A 17,642-nucleotide genomic window follows, 5' to 3' on the forward strand; every position below is an offset into this window, starting at 1 on the left:
ATTGATGCTGCAGAAAGGCGTGACGATGGATACCGCAAACGTGCCCTGGCCGAAGTCGCTCTGGGCCGGCGTCACGCCTCCAGGTCCGGACTTGCCCGAGCTGAAAGGCTCTGTCGAGGCCGATGTGGTCGTCATCGGCGGTGGTTTCACGGGGCTCTCGACAGCGCTGCATCTGCGCGAAGCCGGCGTCGATGTCGCCGTGGTCGAGGCGATGGAGCCGGGCTGGGGCGCTTCGGGGCGCAATAACGGCCAGGTGATCCCGACGCTGTCGCGGCCCGATCCCGAAGATATCATCAAGCGCTACGGAGCCGCCGGCGAACGCCTCGTCGGACTGATCCGCGACAGCGCCTCGATCCTGTTCGATCTCACGCGCCGCTATCAGATCCAGGCCGAGGCCGAACAGAACGGCTGGATCCAGCCGGTGCATTCGCCGGGCCGCATCAAGATCGCGGAGCGCCGCGTGCGGCAGTGGTCGAAGCACGGCGCGCCGGTGGAGCTGCTGTCACGCGAGCAGATGCGCGGGCTGCTCGGCTCCGACGCGTGGTTTGGCGGCTTCTGGAACAAGACCGGCGGCCATATCAATCCGCTGGCGCTGGCACGCGGCCTTGCGCGTGTGGTGCTGGAGCAGGGCGGCCGCATCTATGCGCGCTCGCCGGTGGAGAGTTATGAGCGCAAGGGCGATCGCTGGATCGTCAAGACGAAGAACGGCGAGGTTCGCGCGCGCAGCCTGGTCGTCGCCACCAATGCCTATACCGGCGAATTCTCCAAGCAGCTCTCACCAGGCATCGCGAGTGAGGTGATGCCGGTGCTGTCATGGCAGATGGCGACGCAGCCGTTGTCCGACGAGGCGCGCAAGACCATCATCCCCGGCCGGCAGTCGATGTCCGATACCCATGGCGAGCTGTATTTCGCGCGCTACGACGCGCGCAATCGCCTCGTCACCGGCGGCAATGTGGTCGGGCTCGGCGACAAGACGGAGCGGCTGAAGGTCATGGTGGCCGAACGGCTGAAACGACTCTGGCCACAGATCGGCGATGTCCAGTTCGATTATGTCTGGAACGGCTATGTCGGCATGACCGCGGACTTCCTGCCGCGCATGCACAAGCTCGGGCCGAATGCCTATGGCTGGACCGGCTGCAACGGCCGCGGCGTCGCACTGTCGGTGGCGCTCGGCGATGAATTCTCGAAGGTGGTGCGCGGCGTGCCGGAGAGCGAATTGGCGCTGCCATTCTCCGAGCCGGTGCCGATTGCGGCGCATGGGCTCATGCGTCTGCTCGCACCCTTCATGCTGCTGGTCTATCGCCGCAGGGACGCGAAGGAGATGGCTTAGCGTACGCCACAGACTCAGCCCTCATCCTGAGGAGCCGCGCAGCGGCGTCTCGAAGGATGGGCGCGAGCTCGGAACCTAGCCATCTCATGGTTCGAGACGCGCGCAAGTGCGCGCTCCTCACCATGAGGGATGGAGCTACACCGTCACCGGTTTCCGGCTGCGCGCAAAGTCGCCGCCGGGGATCGAAGCCAGCAGCGCCTTGGTATAAGCGTGCTGCGGATTGCCGAATACTTCGCCGGCCAATCCGTGCTCGACGACTTCGCCGTCTTTCATCACAGCGACGAGATCGCAAATCTGCGCGGCAACGCGCAGATCGTGCGTGATAAAGACGATCGAGAGCCCAAGCCGCTCGCGCAGTTCGTGCAGCATCTTCAACACCTGCGCCTGCACGGAGACGTCGAGCGCGGACACGGCTTCATCCGCCACCAGCACGTCCGGCTTCAGCGCGAGCGCGCGCGCAAGGCCGATACGCTGGCGTTGGCCGCCGGAGAATTCGTGCGGGAAGCGATCGATGGCGGACGGATCGAGGCCGACCAGCCGAAACAGCTCCTTCGCCTGTGCCACTGCCTGCGCACGCGGCGTACCGTGCACGATCGGGCCTTGCGCCACGAGATCGCCGGCCTTGCGGCGCGGGTTCAGCGAGGCGAACGGGTCCTGAAACACCATTTGGATGTGCTTGGTCTCGCGGCGCACCTCGTCACGTGAGAGCTTCGCCCAGTCCTTGCCTTCCAGCACGATCGCGCCGCCATCGGGATCGATCAGCCTGATGATGCAGCGGGCCAGCGTCGATTTGCCCGAACCTGACTCGCCGACAATGCCGAGCGTCGCACCACGCGGCAGTTTCAACGAGACGGACTTCACCGCGTGGGTCACGCGCACGCCGCGGCCGAGAAAGCCGCCATTGCGATAGGTCTTAGACACGTTGTCGAGCGTCAGGATGATGTCATCGGACAGTGCGCGCGGTGGCGGCGCCGTCAGCGGAGGCACCGCGGCGATCAGCTGCTGCGTATAGGGATGCTGCGGATTGGTCAGCACATCCTTCACGGCACCTTGTTCAACCACGTTGCCATGCTGCATTACCACCACGCGGTCGGCGATTTCGGCGACCACGCCGAAATCGTGGGTGATGAACAGCACCGCCGTATTCCTGCGGGTCTGCAATTCCTTGATCAGCTTGAGGATCTGCGCCTGCGTGGTGACGTCGAGCGCGGTGGTTGGCTCATCGGCAATCAACAGCCGCGGATCAAGAGCGAGCGCCATGGCGATCATCGCGCGCTGGCGCTGGCCGCCGGAGAGTTCGTGCGGATAGGCACGTGCGGCCTGTACGGGATCGGGAATGTGCACGTCCTGCAGCAGCCCCAGCACGCGCGCCTTGATCTCGGTCTTGGAGAGCTCGGTATGGATCTCGAACATCTCGCCGATCTGGTCGCCGATAGTGCGCAGCGGATTGAGCGCGGTCATGGGTTCCTGGAAGATCATCGCGATGCCGGCGCCCCGCACCTTGCGCATCTCGGCATTGGACGCGCTGGCGAGGTCCTTGCCCTCGAACAGCACGCGGCCGCCATCGATGGCAACTTCGCCGGGCAGCAGCCGCATGATGGCGTTGGCCATGACAGACTTGCCGGAGCCGGACTCGCCGACCACGCAGACGATCTCATTGGCGGAAATCGCCATCGAGACGCCGTTCAGCGCATGCGAGCGGTCGGCGCCCTTGGGCAGCTTCACGCTGAGGCCGTCGATGGTGAGGATCGGATTGTCCACGGCGCTCATCGGCTTTTCAGTCTCGGATTAAGCGCATCGTTGAGGCCCTGGCCGACCAGCGATACGGCGAGCACCGTGAGCAGGATGGCGATGCCGGGGATTGCGGAGACATACCACTGCACGCGCAGCACGTCGCGGCCGAGACCAATGAGGTTGCCCCATGACGCCACGTTGGGATCAGAGAGACGCAGGAAGGCGAGTGCGCTTTCCAGCAGGATCGACAACGCCATCACCACGCTGGCATAGACGATGACCGGCGGCAGCGCATTGGGCAGGATCTCGCCCAGAATGAGCTGAATGTCTTTCATGCCGAGCGTGCGTCCGGCCTGGACGAATTCGCGGCTGCGCAGCGACATGAATTCCGCGCGCGTCAGCCGCGCCGGTGCCGGCCATGACACGATGCCGACGGCGACGGTGACGGTGGTGATGGTCGAGCCGAACACGGCGACGAGCACCAGCAGCAGCACGAAATTCGGCAGGGTCTGGAACGCCTCGGTGATGCGCATCAAGACGGTATCGACCCAGCCGCCATAATAGCCGGCAAAGGCGCCGATCAGCACGCCGATGACCACGGCGATGACAGTCGCGACGCCGCCGATCAGCAGCGAGATGCGCGCACCGTAGAAAATCTGCGCGGCGATATCGCGGCCGGAATTATCGGTGCCCAATAGGAAGCGCGGATTGGAGAACGGCCAGATCAGCGGCCGACCAGCCAGCGCCAGCGGATCGCGCGGATAGATCCAGCTCGCGGTGATGGCCATCACGATGACCACCAGCAGGAGCAGCAGGCCGACGACGGCGGCCGGGCTGCGGAAATAACGTTTGATCGCGTCCATCATCTCACGCCTCCGCCTGGATACGCGGATCGAGCCGCGCATAGAGAAGGTCGACGAGGAAGTTGACGAGGATCACGAGAAGCGCCGAGACGAAGACGATGCCGAGCAGCGTGTTCAGATCGCGCTGCACGACAGACTCATAAGCCAGCCGTCCGAGGCCGGGCAGGGAGAATACGCTTTCGACCACGACCGAGCCGCCGAGCATGGTGCCGGCCTGCAGGCCGATCAGCGTTACCATCGGCAGCAGGGCGTTGCGTAGCACATGCTTCACCACCACCCGGGTCTCGTCGAGTCCCTTGGCGCGCGCGGTGCGCACGAAATCGAGGTTGAGCACTTCCAGCATCGAGGCACGCATGATGCGCAGATAGATGGCGAGGAAGATCAGGCCCAGCGTCAGCGTCGGCAGGATCAGATGCAGCGCGATATCGATGGTGCGGCCAAATCCGGTCTGTGCGGCACCGATATCCTCGAAGCCGCCAGCGGGCAGCCATTGCAGATAGATCGAGAACACCACGATGGCCATCAGGCCGAACCAGAACGACGGCGTCGCGTAGAAGACGAGGCCGAGGGTGGAGATCAGCGTGTCCGGCCACTTGTTGACGCCGCGTGCGGCGATGACACCAAGCAGCAGGCCGAAGAAAAACGCAAAGGACAGCGACGCTGTCATCAGCAGGATCGTCGGCGGGAGACGTTCGAGGATCACGGTCGCCACCGGCTTGCCGTAGATCGAGGAGAAACCGAGATCGAGCCGGATCAGTCGCCACAGATAGTTGCCGAGCTGCATCGGGATCGAAAGGTCGAGCCCATAGAACTTGCGCAGCTCGCGCGCGGTCGCGGCATCGCCGCCGCCCATCTGCGCCATCATGGCATCGACGGTGTCTCCCGGTGCGAATTGCAGCAGCAGGAACACGCCGATCAGGATCAGGAATAATGTGGGTATCGAGGCGGCGAGCCGCCGCCCCGCAAGGCTCAGGATGCGCATCTGGCTATTGTGGCGAAGTTTGGCTCAGGCGGAAAGCCAAAGATCGTGCCAGCTCGACGATCCCCAGCGCGGCGTGTTGGAATGGTTACGCGCCTTGGCCGTAATCACCGTGACGAAGATCTGTTCGATCGGCATCCACACCGGCAGTTCGGTGTTGGCTTCCTTGACGAAGGTCGCATAGAGCGCCTTGCGCTTGACCGGATCGATCTCGGTGGCCGCGTCGTCGATCACCTTGTCGATGGCGTCGTTCTTCCAGTCCCATTGGTTGGTCCAGGGCGCGCCCTTCGGCTGGCCGGAGCGATACCAGACCGTGGTCGAGACGGCGGGATCGTTGCGATACTGGTGCCAGCCGGTTGAGAGGTCGAAGGCGTGGTCGTCATAGACCTGCTTCAGGAAGCCGCCGCCATCGTTGCGGACGATCTCGACGGGAATGCCGACTTCGCCCAGCGACTGCTGAATGAAGGTCGCCCACAGCGAGATGTCCTCGCCCCATGGCGCGGGCAGCAGGCGCAGCGAGAAGCGGGTACCGCCGCTGCCTGCCTTGAAGCCGGCCTCGTCGAGCAGCGCGATCGCCTTCTTCTTGTCATAGGCATATTGCGGCGTATCGGGGCCCGGATAGAAGTCGGTGGAGACCGAGGGGATCGGGCCGGTGCCGAGCTTGGCGAAATCGCCGAGGAAATTCTCGATGAAGAACGGCACATTGATCGCGTGCGCAATGGCGCGGCGGACGCGGATATCCGCCAGCTCCTTGCGGCGGAAGTTGAACTCGATGGTGTTGGTGCGCGCGTTGCCTTCATTGCCCTTGGTGGAGACGATGAAGCGCTTGTCCTTGGAGAGCCGTGCCGTGTCGGAAATCGTGAGACCCGTGAACGGGCTGTACTGGATGTCGCCGGCTTCCATCTGGGCGGCGGCCGCGGCGCGGTCGGTGACGACCTTCCAGACGATACGGTCGAGATAGGGCGCATTCGGGCGCCAGTAATTCTCGTTGCGCTCCGCGATGATGTATTGGCCGCGCTCATATTTGACGAATTTGAACGGGCCGGTGCCGACCGGGGCGAGGTTGGTGGGGTTCTGGCGGATGTCGCTGCTGCCTTCATAGAGGTGCTTGGCGGAGATATAGCCGAGGTCCGGCAGCGCGCGCAGGAGCAGGCCGAGCGGCATCGGCCGCTCATATTTGAAGATCGCGGTCTGTGCGTCCGGCGTTTCCACGGCGGTGAGGAACAGCTGCAGGGTCGATCCGTAATTGAGGATCTTCTTCCACATGTTCATGGCGGTGAACTGGACGTCGGCGGAGGTGAATGGCTTGCCGTCGTGCCAGGTCACGCCCTTACGCAACTTGAAGGTGATGGTCTTGCCGTCCGGCGTGGATTCCCAGCTCTCCGCGAGCACGCCGACCGGCTGGCCATTGGCGTCTAGATCGACCAGCGCTTCCTGGATCTTGCCGCCGATGATGTAGACGCCGGTGGAGGCCTGAATGCTGGGGTTGAGCTGACGCTGTTCTGCACCGTAATGGACATTGAACACGCCGCCCTTGCGGGGCGTTTCCTGCGCGAAGGCGCGCAGCGGGTTCGCGACATTGGCGGCAATGGCGGCGGAGGTCAGCAGCGCCGTGCGGCGGGTCATTTCCAGGCGGGTCATGGTGTCGAAGTCTCCTGCGTCGTGCCTGCGCAGATGGAACCAGCGCATAGCCCGCGCAACCTAGGGCATAACCGGCGGCCAAGTCATTCCCTAATGCTGCGGCGGCTCAGAGAATTCTTGCAAGACATAGCAATGGCGCAGCATAAAATGCCGCGCCATTGCTTCGATCTGAAAGCTTTGCTCAAAAGTTATGCCGGCCCGCACACAGGGCGGGCAACTGCACGTTTCAGCGCATCTTGACGCTCGGTTCGCGGCTCCAGAGCCGCAGCTTGGCCAGCTTGTCCATGAAGCCCGCCACGTCGTCGGCGCTGCCCAGCGCAACGACGCCTTCATCGAGGTCGTCCGCGATTCCCACTTTGGCGAACAACCGCTCGGCGGCCTCGGAATGTCCGATAAACTTGCAGTGGGCAAAGGCGTCGGTGACGAAGTCGCGGGCGGTTGATTCCTGCAAGAGGTCGTCGATTCCGGCTTCCGCCGGGAGCAAGGCGACTGCGTCATAGAGAACGGACGGGCCACCATCGATCATCTGGTCGGCGGCGACCAGGCTGCCATCGCTGGCTTCAACCCCGTTCACCTTTGGCGCAATGATCTCGTATGTTGCGCCGGCCTCCGTCACCGCGCCTTGCAGAGCGGCAAGCAGTTTGGCATCGACCCCGTCGGTGACGAGGATGCCGAGCTTGCGGCCCTCGAAACGCTGCGGGCCATTTGCGACAATGCTGAGCGCTGGCGACTCCGCCAGATCCTGCCGCGTGGGCATCGCCGCGTCAGCAGGCTTCGGCATCGTCGGAAGACCCAGCATGGTGCCGACCCTGTTGGCCAGTCCTTCATCTATGTTCAGGAGATGCGCGACCATGCGCTCGCGGATTACCGGTGTCTTCACTTTGCTCAATTCGAAAGTCAGCGCTGCGGCAATATGGTGTTGCTCGCCCCTGGTCTGGCTGATGAAGAACTGCCGTGCCTGGCTGTAGTGATCCGCAAAGCTCTCCGCGCGCAGCCGACGCTTCGCGCCTTGCTCTATGTCAGCAAATGTCTTGAAGCCTTTGGCGGTTGACTCGCGCGGGCCTACGCCGAACGAATTTGGCTGGTAGTTGACGCGACCGACCGGGTTGCGCATGGCCATGTGCCCGTCCTGCTGGAAATGTCCGAACGGACATTTCGGAGCATTGATCGGGATATGGGTGAAGTTCGGACTGCCGAGTCGCTTCAGCTGTGTATCCAGATAGGAGAAGTTGCGGCCTTGCAGCAGCGGGTCATTGGTGAAGTCGATGCCGGGCGGAACATTCTGCGTCATGAACGCGACCTGCTCGGTCTCAGCAAAGAAATTGTCCGGCATGCGGTCCAGCACCAGACGGCCGATAGCGATCGGGGGCACGAGTTCTTCGGGGATGATCTTGGTGGGGTCGAGCACGTCGAAATCGAATTTGTCAGCAAACTCGTTGTTGAACAGCTGCACCCGCAGCTCCCATTCGGGATAGTCGCCGGACTGGATAGCGCTCCACAAGTCGCGGCGATGAAAATCCGGATCGGCGCCGTTGATCTTGACGGCCTCGTTCCACAGCACCGATTGCAGACCGAGCTTCGGCTTCCAGTGGAATTTGACGAAGGTCGATTCGTCCTTGGCGTTTACGAAGCGGAACGTATGGACGCCGAACCCCTCCATGAAGCGGAAAGAGCGGGGAATCGTTCGGTCCGACATCTGCCACATGACCATGTGCATGCTTTCGGGCGTCAGCGAAATGAAATCCCAGAAGTTGTCATGCGCCGACTGCGCCTGAGGGAAGGCGCTGTCGGGCTCTTCCTTCACGGCATGAACCAGATCGGGAAACTTGATTGCATCCTGGATGAAGAACACCGGGATGTTGTTGCCGACCAGGTCCCAGTTGCCCTCTTGGGTATAGAGTTTGACGGCAAAGCCGCGCACGTCGCGTGCGAGGTCGAACGAGCCCTTGCTGCCCGCGACCGTCGAGAATCGAACGAAGGCGGGGGTTCGCTCGCCTGCGCGCTGAAACAGATCTGCGCGGGTATGCTTGGCCAGTGAACCGTAATTTTCGAAGAAGCCGTGCGCGGCATAGCCGCGTGCATGGACCACGCGTTCGGGAATCCGTTCGTGATCGAAATGGAAGATCTTTTCACGAAAGTGAAAATCCTCGAGCAATGTCGGTCCGCGCGATCCGGCCTTGAGCGAGTTTTGATCGTCGAAAACCGGGCCGCCCTGGGCCGTCGTCAGCAACGCGTCATCTGGTCCGGCGATCTGATGGAGTTCGCCGCCTTCACCGCGAACAAGTGTCTGATCGTGAATCGTTACATTGGTGGTGTCGCTCTTGGGCGTCGATGATTTAGCCATGGGATGTCTCGCAGAAGTTACCGGGAGAAGGGCCCGCGATTGCGTTCGCGGGCCTCAGGGAGTTCGGCGTTGGGCAGGCGCTACTTGCCGAGGTTCTGCGCCATTTCGAGGTGATGCTTCAGCGCCGGCAGCGTCTTTCCTGCCCAGTCCTTCAATTCGGCATTGTCGCCGCTTTTGGCGTAGCGCTCGAACAGATCAACCGCGTCCTTGTGGGCGTCGACCTGGATCGAATTGAAGTTCTTGCTGAAGTCAGCTCCGCTTTGTTCCTTCAACTTGTCGAGCTTACTTTGATGCGCGCTGTCGAGCGCTGCCGGAAGTTCGGCCTTAACCTTGCCGCTGCTGACCATCGCCTTCAGCTCGGTGCTGGTCTTGGTGTGATCTTTCACCATCATGGCTGCAAAGGATTTCTCGGCGGCATTTCCCTTGCTTTCCGCCAGCGTGTTGGACTGGATCTCGAACATGTCGCTGATCGCGACCTGCTTGACGAAATCAGGGGTGCTCGGGCTGACACCGAGAACGGAATTGACGCCCGTCTTTTCGCCGACGGACTGTGCGTAAACGGCTGGGGCGAGGGCGGAGGACACGAGCAACAGGCTCGCGGCAATGAGGGTGCGGCGTTTCATGATTTTTCCACTGTTTGGACGAGGGCATCAGGTGTCAGCACAACCGGATCAATCGTGTTGTGTTCCGGACCAAATGAGTCATGGGGGCGAAGGCCCGGATCAGGCCTGTCTGGGCCGCCCGGTCCCAACCGTGCCGGAAGGGCCTCGTGTTGGCTCGATCATTGCTTTCGGTTCTGGTACAAACCGCACGCAACTCGAACCCGGATAATTTTATGCGTAAGCTTACCGTCGCCGCTGCCCAACTGGGCCCAATTCAGAAAGCCGAAAGCCGCGAGGCCGTGGTCAAGCGCATGCTGGCGCTGCTGGACGAAGCCAAAGGGAAGGGCGCCGATCTGATCGTCTATCCGGAGTTGGCGCTGACCACCTTCTTCCCGCGCTGGTACATGACCGACCAGAAGGAGGTCGACACCTGGTTCGAGTCGGAAATGCCGAACGCTGCGACGCAGCCGCTGTTCGACGCCGCCGCCAAGGCCGGTATCGCGCTGTCAATCGGCTACGCCGAACTGACGCCCGACGGCCATCACTTCAACACCCAGATCCTCACCGACAAGACCGGCAAGATCGTCGGCAAATATCGCAAGGTGCATCTGCCCGGACATGTCGAATTCGACACCGAGCGTGCGTTCCAGCATCTGGAAAAGCGCTATTTCGAACCGGGCGATCTCGGCTTCCCCGTCTTCCGCGCTTTGGACGGCATCTTCGGGATGATGGTGTGCAACGACCGCCGCTGGCCGGAATCCTATCGCGTGATGGGCTTGCAGGGCGTCGAGATGATCGTGCTCGGCTACAACACGCCGTCGGTGAATTCGCAGAAGTCGGTCGAGGGCCCGGAGCAGCGCCTGTTCCACAACCGCCTGTCGGTGCAGGCCGGCGCCTATCAGAACTCGACCTTCGTGGTCGCCGTCGCCAAGGCCGGCGATGAAGACGGTCATCCCCTGATCGGCGGCTCACTGATCGTCGATCCCAACGGCGTCATTCTCGCCGAAGCCAAAACTGAAGGCGATGAGCTGCTGGTCTGCACCGTCGATCTCGACGACACGAAGTTCGGCAAGGACACCATCTTCGACTTCAAGCGCCACCGGCGCATCGAGCATTATGGCCGGATCACCAGCCAGACGGGCGTGGTTCTGCCGCCGGAGTGAGGCGACGCTCTTAAATCGACGAGAAGCGCTGACCTAACCTCTCCCCGCTTTGCGCGGGGAGAGGTCGCCGCGTCTTCGCGGCGGGTGAGGGGCGGTTCACCGCAGTCGCGTTAATGTCGGATTCTCGTATCGATCGTCGAGCAGTTCACTTGCTGTAGAGTTAAGGCTGAGTTCGTGCCTCGCCCCTCACCCCGACCCTCTCCCCGCGCAGTGCGGGGAGAGGGAGCGCATTCCCGCCGGAGTGAAATCCGCTACTGAAACATCACCGTGCCAATGGCCATGCTCACCGCAGCCTGGGTCGGATCGATCACCGGAATGCCGAGCGCATCCTCGAGCGCGCTGCGATGACGCGACATGCCCGCGCAGCCCATCACTACGGCATTGGCGCCGTCCTCGTCCTTCAACTGGCGGCCGACCTTGATCATCTTCGCGAGCACGTCATCGCCGGAAGCCGCTTCCGCCACACTCATGTTGAGCGGTCGTTCGCCGGCGAAGCGATCCATCAGGCACATCTGGCGGAGATAACGCATGTGCCGGCCGATCGAGCCCTGCGCCACTGCGATGACGCCGAAGCGGTCGCCGCGTGACAGCGCGGTCAGCACGCCGGATTCGGCGATGCCGAAGACAGGGCGCTGCGTCGCCTCGCGGCACACATGCAGGCCGGGATCGGAATAGCAGGCGATGACGAAGGCATCGGCCGAATTGTCTGCGGCCACCAGCCGGCTCAGCGGTATCGTGACGCTTTCGAGATCGGCCTGCGTCTGCACGCCCAATGGTCCTTCCGCCAGCGTGACGCATTCGATCTCGGGCCCGGCCTCGAACATCACCGGTTGCAACGCCTCCGCGAGGTTGCGCGTCACCTGCGGGTTGCTGTTCGGATTGACCACCAGAATCTTCTTGCGGGGCTGCATATTCGGCTCCTTGTCAGGACAGCAGTATTACCGGAAAGTGCCGACCGTCAAAGCCTGTAAAATGTTCGCATATCTGATCTCATCCTTGGAGTTCTGCCCTTGTCCGATCCCGTCTACGACCTCGTAATCCGCGGTGGCACCGTCGCCACATCGAGCGATGTGTTTGCCGCCGATGTCGGTATTACCGGTGAGACCATCGTGGCACTGGGCAGCGGGCTTGCAGCCGGCAAGACGGAGATCGATGCAACAGGCAAGCTGGTTCTGCCGGGCGGCGTCGATGCCCATGCCCATATCGAACAACTCTCCGCCGCCGGCATCATGAATGCCGACACCTTCGAGAGCGCGACGCGGTCCGCGGCCTTTGGCGGCACCACCAGCGTGATTTCTTTCGCCGCCCAGCATGTTGGCATGGATGTGCACGAGGTCGTCACCGATTACACGGCGCTGGCGAAGAAGGGCGCAATGATCGACTACGCCTTCCACATCATCGTCTCCGACGTCACCGAGAAGGTCATCGCCGAGGATATTCCGGCGCTGGTCAGGGAAGGCCATTCCTCTATCAAGATCTTCATGACCTATGACCGGCTCAAGGTCGACGACGAGAAGCTGCTGGATATCCTCGCTGCAGCGCGCGAAGCCAAAGCGCTGGTCTGCGTTCACGCCGAGAACCACGGCGTCATCGCCTGGATGGTGAAGCGCCTGATTGACAAGGGCTACACCGCGCCGAAATATCACGCCGTCAGCCATGCGCGCGTGTCGGAATCCGAAGCCTTCACGCGGCTGATCGCGTTCAGCGAATTGCTCGACCAGCCGGTGATGATCTTCCACGTCTCGACCCGCGAGGGCGCCGCGGTGATCCGCGAGGCGCGCGGCCGCGGCGTCAAGATTTTCGCCGAGACCTGCCCGCAATATCTGTTCTTGACCGCCGAGGACATGGACAAGCCCGGCGCCGAAGGCGCGAAGTGGATGTGCAGCCCGCCGGCGCGCACCACGGACGATCAGGAGGCGCTGTGGCACGCGCTGGCGCTCGGCGATCTGCAACTGATCTCGTCGGACCACGCGCCCTATCGCTATGACGAGACCGGCAAGCTCCGCGCCGGCCCGAATCCGACCTTCAAGCAGGTCGCCAACGGTCTGCCGGGCCTCGAAGTTCGCCTGCCGCTGCTGTTCGACGCCATGGTGTCGAAGGGGCGCCTCGGCCTGTCTAAATTCGTCGAGCTGACATCGACCGCGCCGGCGCAGATCTACAATCTGCCGAAGAAGGGCTCCATTGCCATCGGCAACGATGCCGACATTGCGATCTGGGATCCCGTCCGCAAGGTGACGCTTACGGATGAGATGATGCACGATCTCACCGGTTTCTCGCCGTTCTCTGGCCGCACGGTCACAGGCTGGCCCGAGAAGGTCCTGTTGCGCGGCCGTGTACTGGTCGATGGCGACACCTTCACCAGCAAGCCGGGCGAGGGACGCTTGATGCTGCGCGAGGGCGGCAGGGCCGCGACGCCATCGGGCAAGCTCGCTTCCGAAATGGACCCGGCGAAGAACTTTGGTGCGAAGTTGCTGTGATGCCAAACATGCTCGATCCCAATCTGCCGGCCTTCGCAGATATCCAGACGCCTGCGCTGGTGCTGGACGCCTCTGCTCTTCAGCGCAACATCACCGCCATGGCCGAGTTCGCCAAAGCGAATGGCGTTGCGCTGCGCCCGCATGCCAAGACTCATAAATCGACACGTATCGCGCAGTTGCAGATCGAAGCCGGCGCTGTCGGAATCTCCTGCGCGACGGTGGCCGAGATCGAGGCTTTCGCGCAGGCCGGCATCACAGGTCTGCTGCTGACGACACCTGTCGCCGATCGGCCGAAGCTCGCGCGTCTCGCCGCTGTCGCCGATCAATCCGATATCAGCATCGTCGTCGATCACGCCGACCAGATTCATGTTCTGCACGAATTGCTCGATGCGGGCAGTCGTCCGCTGCAGGTGCTGATCGATATCGATGTCGGCCAGCGCCGCACCGGTGTGGTCGATACGGCATCGACGCTCGCGCTGGCGCGATTGATCCAAGCCACGCCGGGCATGACATTCGGTGGCATCCAGGGTTTTGCGGGTCATGTGCAGCACATGATCGACTCCGGGGAGCGCAGGGCAGGCGCTGGGCGCGTGCGCGCCATGCTCGACGAGCATCTGCATGTGCTGACGGAGGCCGGCATCAAGGCGGAGATCGTCACCGGAAGTGGCACGGGCGCCTGCGCCTATGATGTCACGGGCACCTATACGGAGCTGCAGGTCGGCTCTTATGTCTTCATGGATTCCGACTACGGCAAGTTGGAGCACGAGGGTGGTGCGCTGCCTTACGATCCAAGTCTGTTCATTCTCGCGACGGTCACGTCGGTGAATCGTGCAGGCGAATTCACCGTCGATGCCGGCGTCAAGGCGATGGCCTTCAACGGCCCGGTGCCGTCGCTGATGTTAGGTGTGCCGGAAGGGTCGACCTATCGCTTCGGCGGCGACGAACATGGTATGATCACGATGCCATCAGGCGCGGAAGCGCCGAAACTCGGCAGCCGCGTATTGCTGCTGACGACGCATTGCGATCCGACGGTGAATTTGCATGCGGCGTATCATGTGGTCGGGCATAACAACGGCGTGGAGACTTGGCCGGTGATGGCGCGGTATGGGGCGTAGTTGAACGCGACGACCTCTCCGCTGTCGTCCCCGCGAAGGCGGGGACCCATATCCACGGTCAGTGTAAGAGAAGCGGCATAGAAGCAGCGGTCGTGTTTCGACCAGATCGCTGGAGGCTATGGGTCCCCGCCTGCGCGGGGACGACACCATCCTCAATGCGCCCCGCCCAAAAACGCATCCGACACCGTCGGATCATTGATCAACGCCTGCGCCGTGCCTGAGGTCACCACACGCCCGGTCTCCAGCAGATAGGCCCTGTCCACGATCTTCAGCGTCTGGCGCGCCTTCTGCTCCACCAGCAGTACGGTCAGGCCTTCGTCACGAAACTGCGCAATCATCTTGAACAGCGTATCGGTCATCAGAGGCGCGAGGCCGAGCGAGGGCTCGTCGAGCAGCAGCAGCTTTGGCTTCGACAGCAGTGCACGCCCGATAGCCAGCATCTGCTGTTCGCCGCCCGACAACAGACTGGCGAGACCGTCGCGGCGCTTGCCGAGAATCGGAAAGCGCTCGAGCATCCGGCCGACATCGGCCATCGCCTCGGCCTTGTCCGGGCGCGTGTAGATACCCATCAGCAGATTTTCATGGACCGTCATGCGCGCGAGAATGCCGCGGCCTTCCGGCACCAGCGCGATGCCACGGCGGAGATTCTTCTCGGCGGCATTCGGCACGAGCTTCTCGCCCTGATAGGTGATGTCGCCCTGGAATGGCAGCAGTCCTGCAATGGACCGCGCAATCGTGCTCTTGCCGGCGCCATTGGCGCCGAGCAGCGCGACGATCTCGCCCTGCTTGATGTCGAGATCGACGCCGCGCACGGCGGTGATGGCGCCGTAGCGGACCTGCAAGCCCCGGATCGTGAGCATCACGAGTCCTTTCCGAGATAGGCGTCGAGGACGACGGGATTGGCGCGCACTTCTTCCGGTCTGCCTTCGGCGATCAGCACGCCGAAATCGAGCACATAGAGATAGTCGCAGAGCCGCATCACGAAATTCATGTCGTGTTCGATCAGGAGAATGGTGAGGCCGGTGTCGCGGAGCCGGATCATCAGCGCGCGGATTTCCTCGGCCTCGTCGTGGTTCATGCCGGCGACGGGTTCATCCAGCAGCAGCAGCTTCGGCCTGGCGGTGACGGCGCGCGCCATCTCCACCTTGCGCTGGATGCCGTAGGGCAGGGATTTCGCTGGGCGGTCGCGCAGTTCGGTGAGGCCGAAGAACGCCATCACTTCCTCGGCGCGTTCCTGCGCCGCCGGATTGGCCCAGGAGATCGGCAGCAGACGCCGCCACGCGCTTTCGCTATGCGGCTGCGCCACCAGCAGATGTTCCCAGACTGTCATGCTGCCGAACAGCCGGATGTTCTGGAAGGTGCGGGCGATGCCCTCGCGCACGATGCGATAGGACGGCCACTGCGTGACGTCGACGCCCTTGAGTTTGACTTCGCCGGCATCGGCGCGATAGGCGCCGGTGATGGTGTTGAACAAAGTCGTCTTGCCGGCGCCGTTCGGGCCGATCACGCCGACGATCTTGCCTTCCGGCACTTCGCAAACCATGCCGGACAGGGCGTGGATGCCGCCGAACGTCTTGGTGACGCCGGTGAGTTGAAGCAGCGCGTCGCTCATGCCGCAGCCCTCCGGAAGGTAAGCGTTCGGATCAGTGAACGATCGAGAATGCCCTGACGCCGTACCAGCAGCACGACGATCAGCAGCGTGCCGAAGGCAGCGAGCCGCCAGTCGGCGATCGGGCGGAGGAATTCAGGCAGGAACACCAGCAGCAATGAACCGACCAGCGAGCCCGGTCCGACGGTGGAGCCGCCGAGGATCACGGCCAGCACGAATTCGATCGAGCGATCGAAGCCGAAATTCGCCGGCTCGATATAGACATTGTGATGCGCGAACAATCCGCCGGAGATCGCGGCCACGGCGGCGCCGACACCGAAGGCGCCGATCTTGGTCACGGTGGTGTTGAGTCCGATCAGGCCCGCGGCCGTCTCGTCATCATGGACAGCCTGCATTTCCAGCCAGACGCGCGAGCGCTCCAGCAGCATCACGGCGATCAGGATGCCGCCGGCCCACAGCCAGACATAGCCGACCGAGATGTGCTGCATGCCGCGATAGCCGCCGGAGCCGCCCATGGCGTCGAAATTGAGGAAGAAGCTGCGCACCATTTCGCCGAAGCCGACGGTGGCCATGGCGAGATAGATGCCTTTCAACCTCAAAGCAGGGAAGGCGACGATGGCGCCGATGATGCCGGCGGCGATGGCCGAGATCACCAGGGCCAGCGTCAGCGGTACGTTCAGCGCGACGGTGAGATACGACGACAGATACGCGCCGATTCCCATGAAGGCGCCATTGCCGAGCGAGAGCTGGCCGGTGGCGAGGATGATATAGACGCTGAGTGCGCCGAGCAGGAGAATGCCGGACTCGGCGAGCAGGCTTGCGTAATAGGTCGACATCAGACGCGCTGCCCCTGATCGGATCGCGCGCCGCCGAGTAGGCCCTGTGGACGCAGCAACAAAATCAAAATCATGAAGCCATAGACGACGAAGTCGCGCACCTGCGAGCCGCCGTAAGCGACGGTCAACACTTCGGCGATGCCGATCAAGGGACCCGCGACCAGCGCGCCCCAGATCTGGCGGGTGCCGCCGATCACCATCACGGCGATAGCCTTGAGGCCGATCTCGACGCCGAGATAGGGCGTGATGGTGCCGTAATGCAGGGCGATCAGCACGCCGGCGACACCGGCAAGCGAGCCCGATAGGATGAAGGCCAGCATGGTCAGGCGGTCAGCGGAGACGCCCAGGATTCTTGCGACTTCGCGGTTCTCGGCGACGGCGCGCAGCGCGCGGCCCATCGGGGTCTTCTGCACGATATAGGCAACCAGTGCGACCAGCACGACGGTGGCGACGAGGACGATCAGCTGCATCTCGCCGATATTGACCGGGCCGAACGCATATTGCTTGCCGAAATACTCGTCGGGGAGCTGGGCAGGATCCGAGCCCCAGATGTTGGTGGCGACGTTCTGCAGGATGATCGAGAAACCCAGCGTCGACAGCATCGGCGTCACCAGCGGCGCGTCGCGCAGCGGCTGGTAGCCGATCTTCTCGATGGCGATGGCGATCACGGCTGCGCCGAGCATGCCGCCGAGCACGGCGACCGGAAGCGGGAAGCCTGCGGTGATCAGCGTGAAACCGAGATAGCCGCCGATCATGAAGAGTTCGGCAATCGCGAGATTGAGAATGCCGAGAATGCCCATCACGAGCGAGAACGACAGCGCCAGCAGCGTATAGACCGCTCCGAGCGTCAGGCCGTTGACGAGTTGCTGTATCAGCATGGGAATCGCAATCGTTAAATCAGGTGGTCGTCATCATGACTGCGGCCGGGAGGACTTCCCGGCCGCAGCGG

The 17,642-nt window shown here is 62.9% G+C and carries 15 protein-coding genes; 4 read left to right on the top strand and 11 right to left on the bottom strand.

The features are described 5' to 3' along the window. The first annotated feature begins 25 nt into the window (after nucleotides 1-25). Nucleotides 26-1,330, top strand: a complete 1,305-nt coding sequence (locus AB7813_RS28095) for an NAD(P)/FAD-dependent oxidoreductase (RefSeq protein ID WP_441228900.1) — start codon at nucleotides 26-28, stop codon at nucleotides 1,328-1,330. Between the two features lie 135 nt (nucleotides 1,331-1,465). On the opposite strand, the gene AB7813_RS28100 is transcribed toward AB7813_RS28095, so the two are convergent. The 6 genes from AB7813_RS28100 to AB7813_RS28125 all read right to left on the bottom strand — a co-directional run bounded on the left by AB7813_RS28100 (nucleotide 1,466) and on the right by AB7813_RS28125 (nucleotide 9,514). Further along, complete coding sequence (locus tag AB7813_RS28100) at nucleotides 1,466-3,100, bottom strand: ABC transporter ATP-binding protein (protein ID WP_439082870.1); 1,635 nt, start codon at nucleotides 3,098-3,100, stop codon at nucleotides 1,466-1,468. Continuing rightward, a complete protein-coding gene (locus AB7813_RS28105) occupies nucleotides 3,097-3,927 on the bottom strand; it encodes an ABC transporter permease (protein WP_439084198.1) in 831 nt (276 codons plus the stop codon). Before AB7813_RS28105 ends, AB7813_RS28100 begins: the two co-directional genes overlap by 4 nt. Nucleotides 3,928-3,931: 4 nt before the next feature. Continuing rightward, nucleotides 3,932-4,909, bottom strand: a complete 978-nt coding sequence (locus tag AB7813_RS28110) for an ABC transporter permease (protein ID WP_068738555.1) — start codon at nucleotides 4,907-4,909, stop codon at nucleotides 3,932-3,934. Between the two features lie 24 nt (nucleotides 4,910-4,933). After that, on the bottom strand, nucleotides 4,934-6,547 hold the full coding sequence (locus AB7813_RS28115) for an ABC transporter substrate-binding protein (RefSeq protein ID WP_439082869.1): 1,614 nt from the start codon (nucleotides 6,545-6,547) through the stop codon (nucleotides 4,934-4,936). 226 nt (nucleotides 6,548-6,773) lie between these two features. Beyond that, on the bottom strand, nucleotides 6,774-8,891 hold the full coding sequence (locus tag AB7813_RS28120; protein ID WP_439070568.1) for a catalase: 2,118 nt from the start codon (nucleotides 8,889-8,891) through the stop codon (nucleotides 6,774-6,776). An 80-nt stretch (nucleotides 8,892-8,971) separates the two neighbouring features. Further along, the gene (locus tag AB7813_RS28125; protein WP_184514310.1) at nucleotides 8,972-9,514 is read right to left on the bottom strand and encodes a DUF4142 domain-containing protein; all 543 of its coding nucleotides are present in this window, start codon (nucleotides 9,512-9,514) and stop codon (nucleotides 8,972-8,974) included. A 212-nt stretch (nucleotides 9,515-9,726) separates the two neighbouring features. Here AB7813_RS28125 and AB7813_RS28130 point away from each other — a divergent pair, with 212 nt between their 5' ends. Continuing rightward, nucleotides 9,727-10,656, top strand: a complete 930-nt coding sequence (locus tag AB7813_RS28130; protein WP_439082868.1) for an N-carbamoyl-D-amino-acid hydrolase — start codon at nucleotides 9,727-9,729, stop codon at nucleotides 10,654-10,656. 251 nt (nucleotides 10,657-10,907) lie between these two features. On the opposite strand, the gene AB7813_RS28135 is transcribed toward AB7813_RS28130, so the two are convergent. Further along, nucleotides 10,908-11,567: an aspartate/glutamate racemase family protein gene (locus AB7813_RS28135; RefSeq protein WP_439082867.1), complete on the bottom strand. Its 660-nt coding sequence runs from the start codon at nucleotides 11,565-11,567 to the stop codon at nucleotides 10,908-10,910. Nucleotides 11,568-11,666: 99 nt separating this feature from the next. Here AB7813_RS28135 and hydA point away from each other — a divergent pair, with 99 nt between their 5' ends. Together hydA and AB7813_RS28145 are read left to right on the top strand one after the other, a co-directional pair. Next, nucleotides 11,667-13,133, top strand: a complete 1,467-nt coding sequence (gene hydA / locus AB7813_RS28140; protein ID WP_439082866.1) for a dihydropyrimidinase — start codon at nucleotides 11,667-11,669, stop codon at nucleotides 13,131-13,133. A gap of 8 nt (nucleotides 13,134-13,141) precedes the next feature. After that, on the top strand, nucleotides 13,142-14,248 hold the full coding sequence (locus AB7813_RS28145) for a DSD1 family PLP-dependent enzyme (RefSeq protein WP_439089091.1): 1,107 nt from the start codon (nucleotides 13,142-13,144) through the stop codon (nucleotides 14,246-14,248). A gap of 152 nt (nucleotides 14,249-14,400) precedes the next feature. On the opposite strand, the gene AB7813_RS28150 is transcribed toward AB7813_RS28145, so the two are convergent. The 4 genes from AB7813_RS28150 to AB7813_RS28165 are packed head-to-tail and all read right to left on the bottom strand — an operon-like array spanning nucleotide 14,401 to nucleotide 17,571. After that, complete coding sequence (locus tag AB7813_RS28150) at nucleotides 14,401-15,108, bottom strand: ABC transporter ATP-binding protein (protein ID WP_439082864.1); 708 nt, start codon at nucleotides 15,106-15,108, stop codon at nucleotides 14,401-14,403. Continuing rightward, a complete protein-coding gene (locus AB7813_RS28155) occupies nucleotides 15,108-15,860 on the bottom strand; it encodes an ABC transporter ATP-binding protein (protein ID WP_439082863.1) in 753 nt (250 codons plus the stop codon). The genes AB7813_RS28150 and AB7813_RS28155 overlap by 1 nt, the downstream gene beginning before the upstream one ends. After that, entirely contained in the window at nucleotides 15,857-16,693 is an 837-nt protein-coding gene (locus AB7813_RS28160; RefSeq protein ID WP_175366874.1) for a branched-chain amino acid ABC transporter permease, read from the bottom strand. The genes AB7813_RS28155 and AB7813_RS28160 overlap by 4 nt, the downstream gene beginning before the upstream one ends. Continuing rightward, a complete protein-coding gene (locus tag AB7813_RS28165) occupies nucleotides 16,693-17,571 on the bottom strand; it encodes a branched-chain amino acid ABC transporter permease (RefSeq protein ID WP_175366873.1) in 879 nt (292 codons plus the stop codon). Before AB7813_RS28165 ends, AB7813_RS28160 begins: the two co-directional genes overlap by 1 nt. Between the last annotated feature and the right edge of the window lie 71 nt (nucleotides 17,572-17,642).

Source organism: Tardiphaga sp. 20_F10_N6_6, from assembly GCF_052076045.1.
GTDB classification, from domain to species: Bacteria; Pseudomonadota; Alphaproteobacteria; order Rhizobiales; family Xanthobacteraceae; genus Tardiphaga; species Tardiphaga robiniae.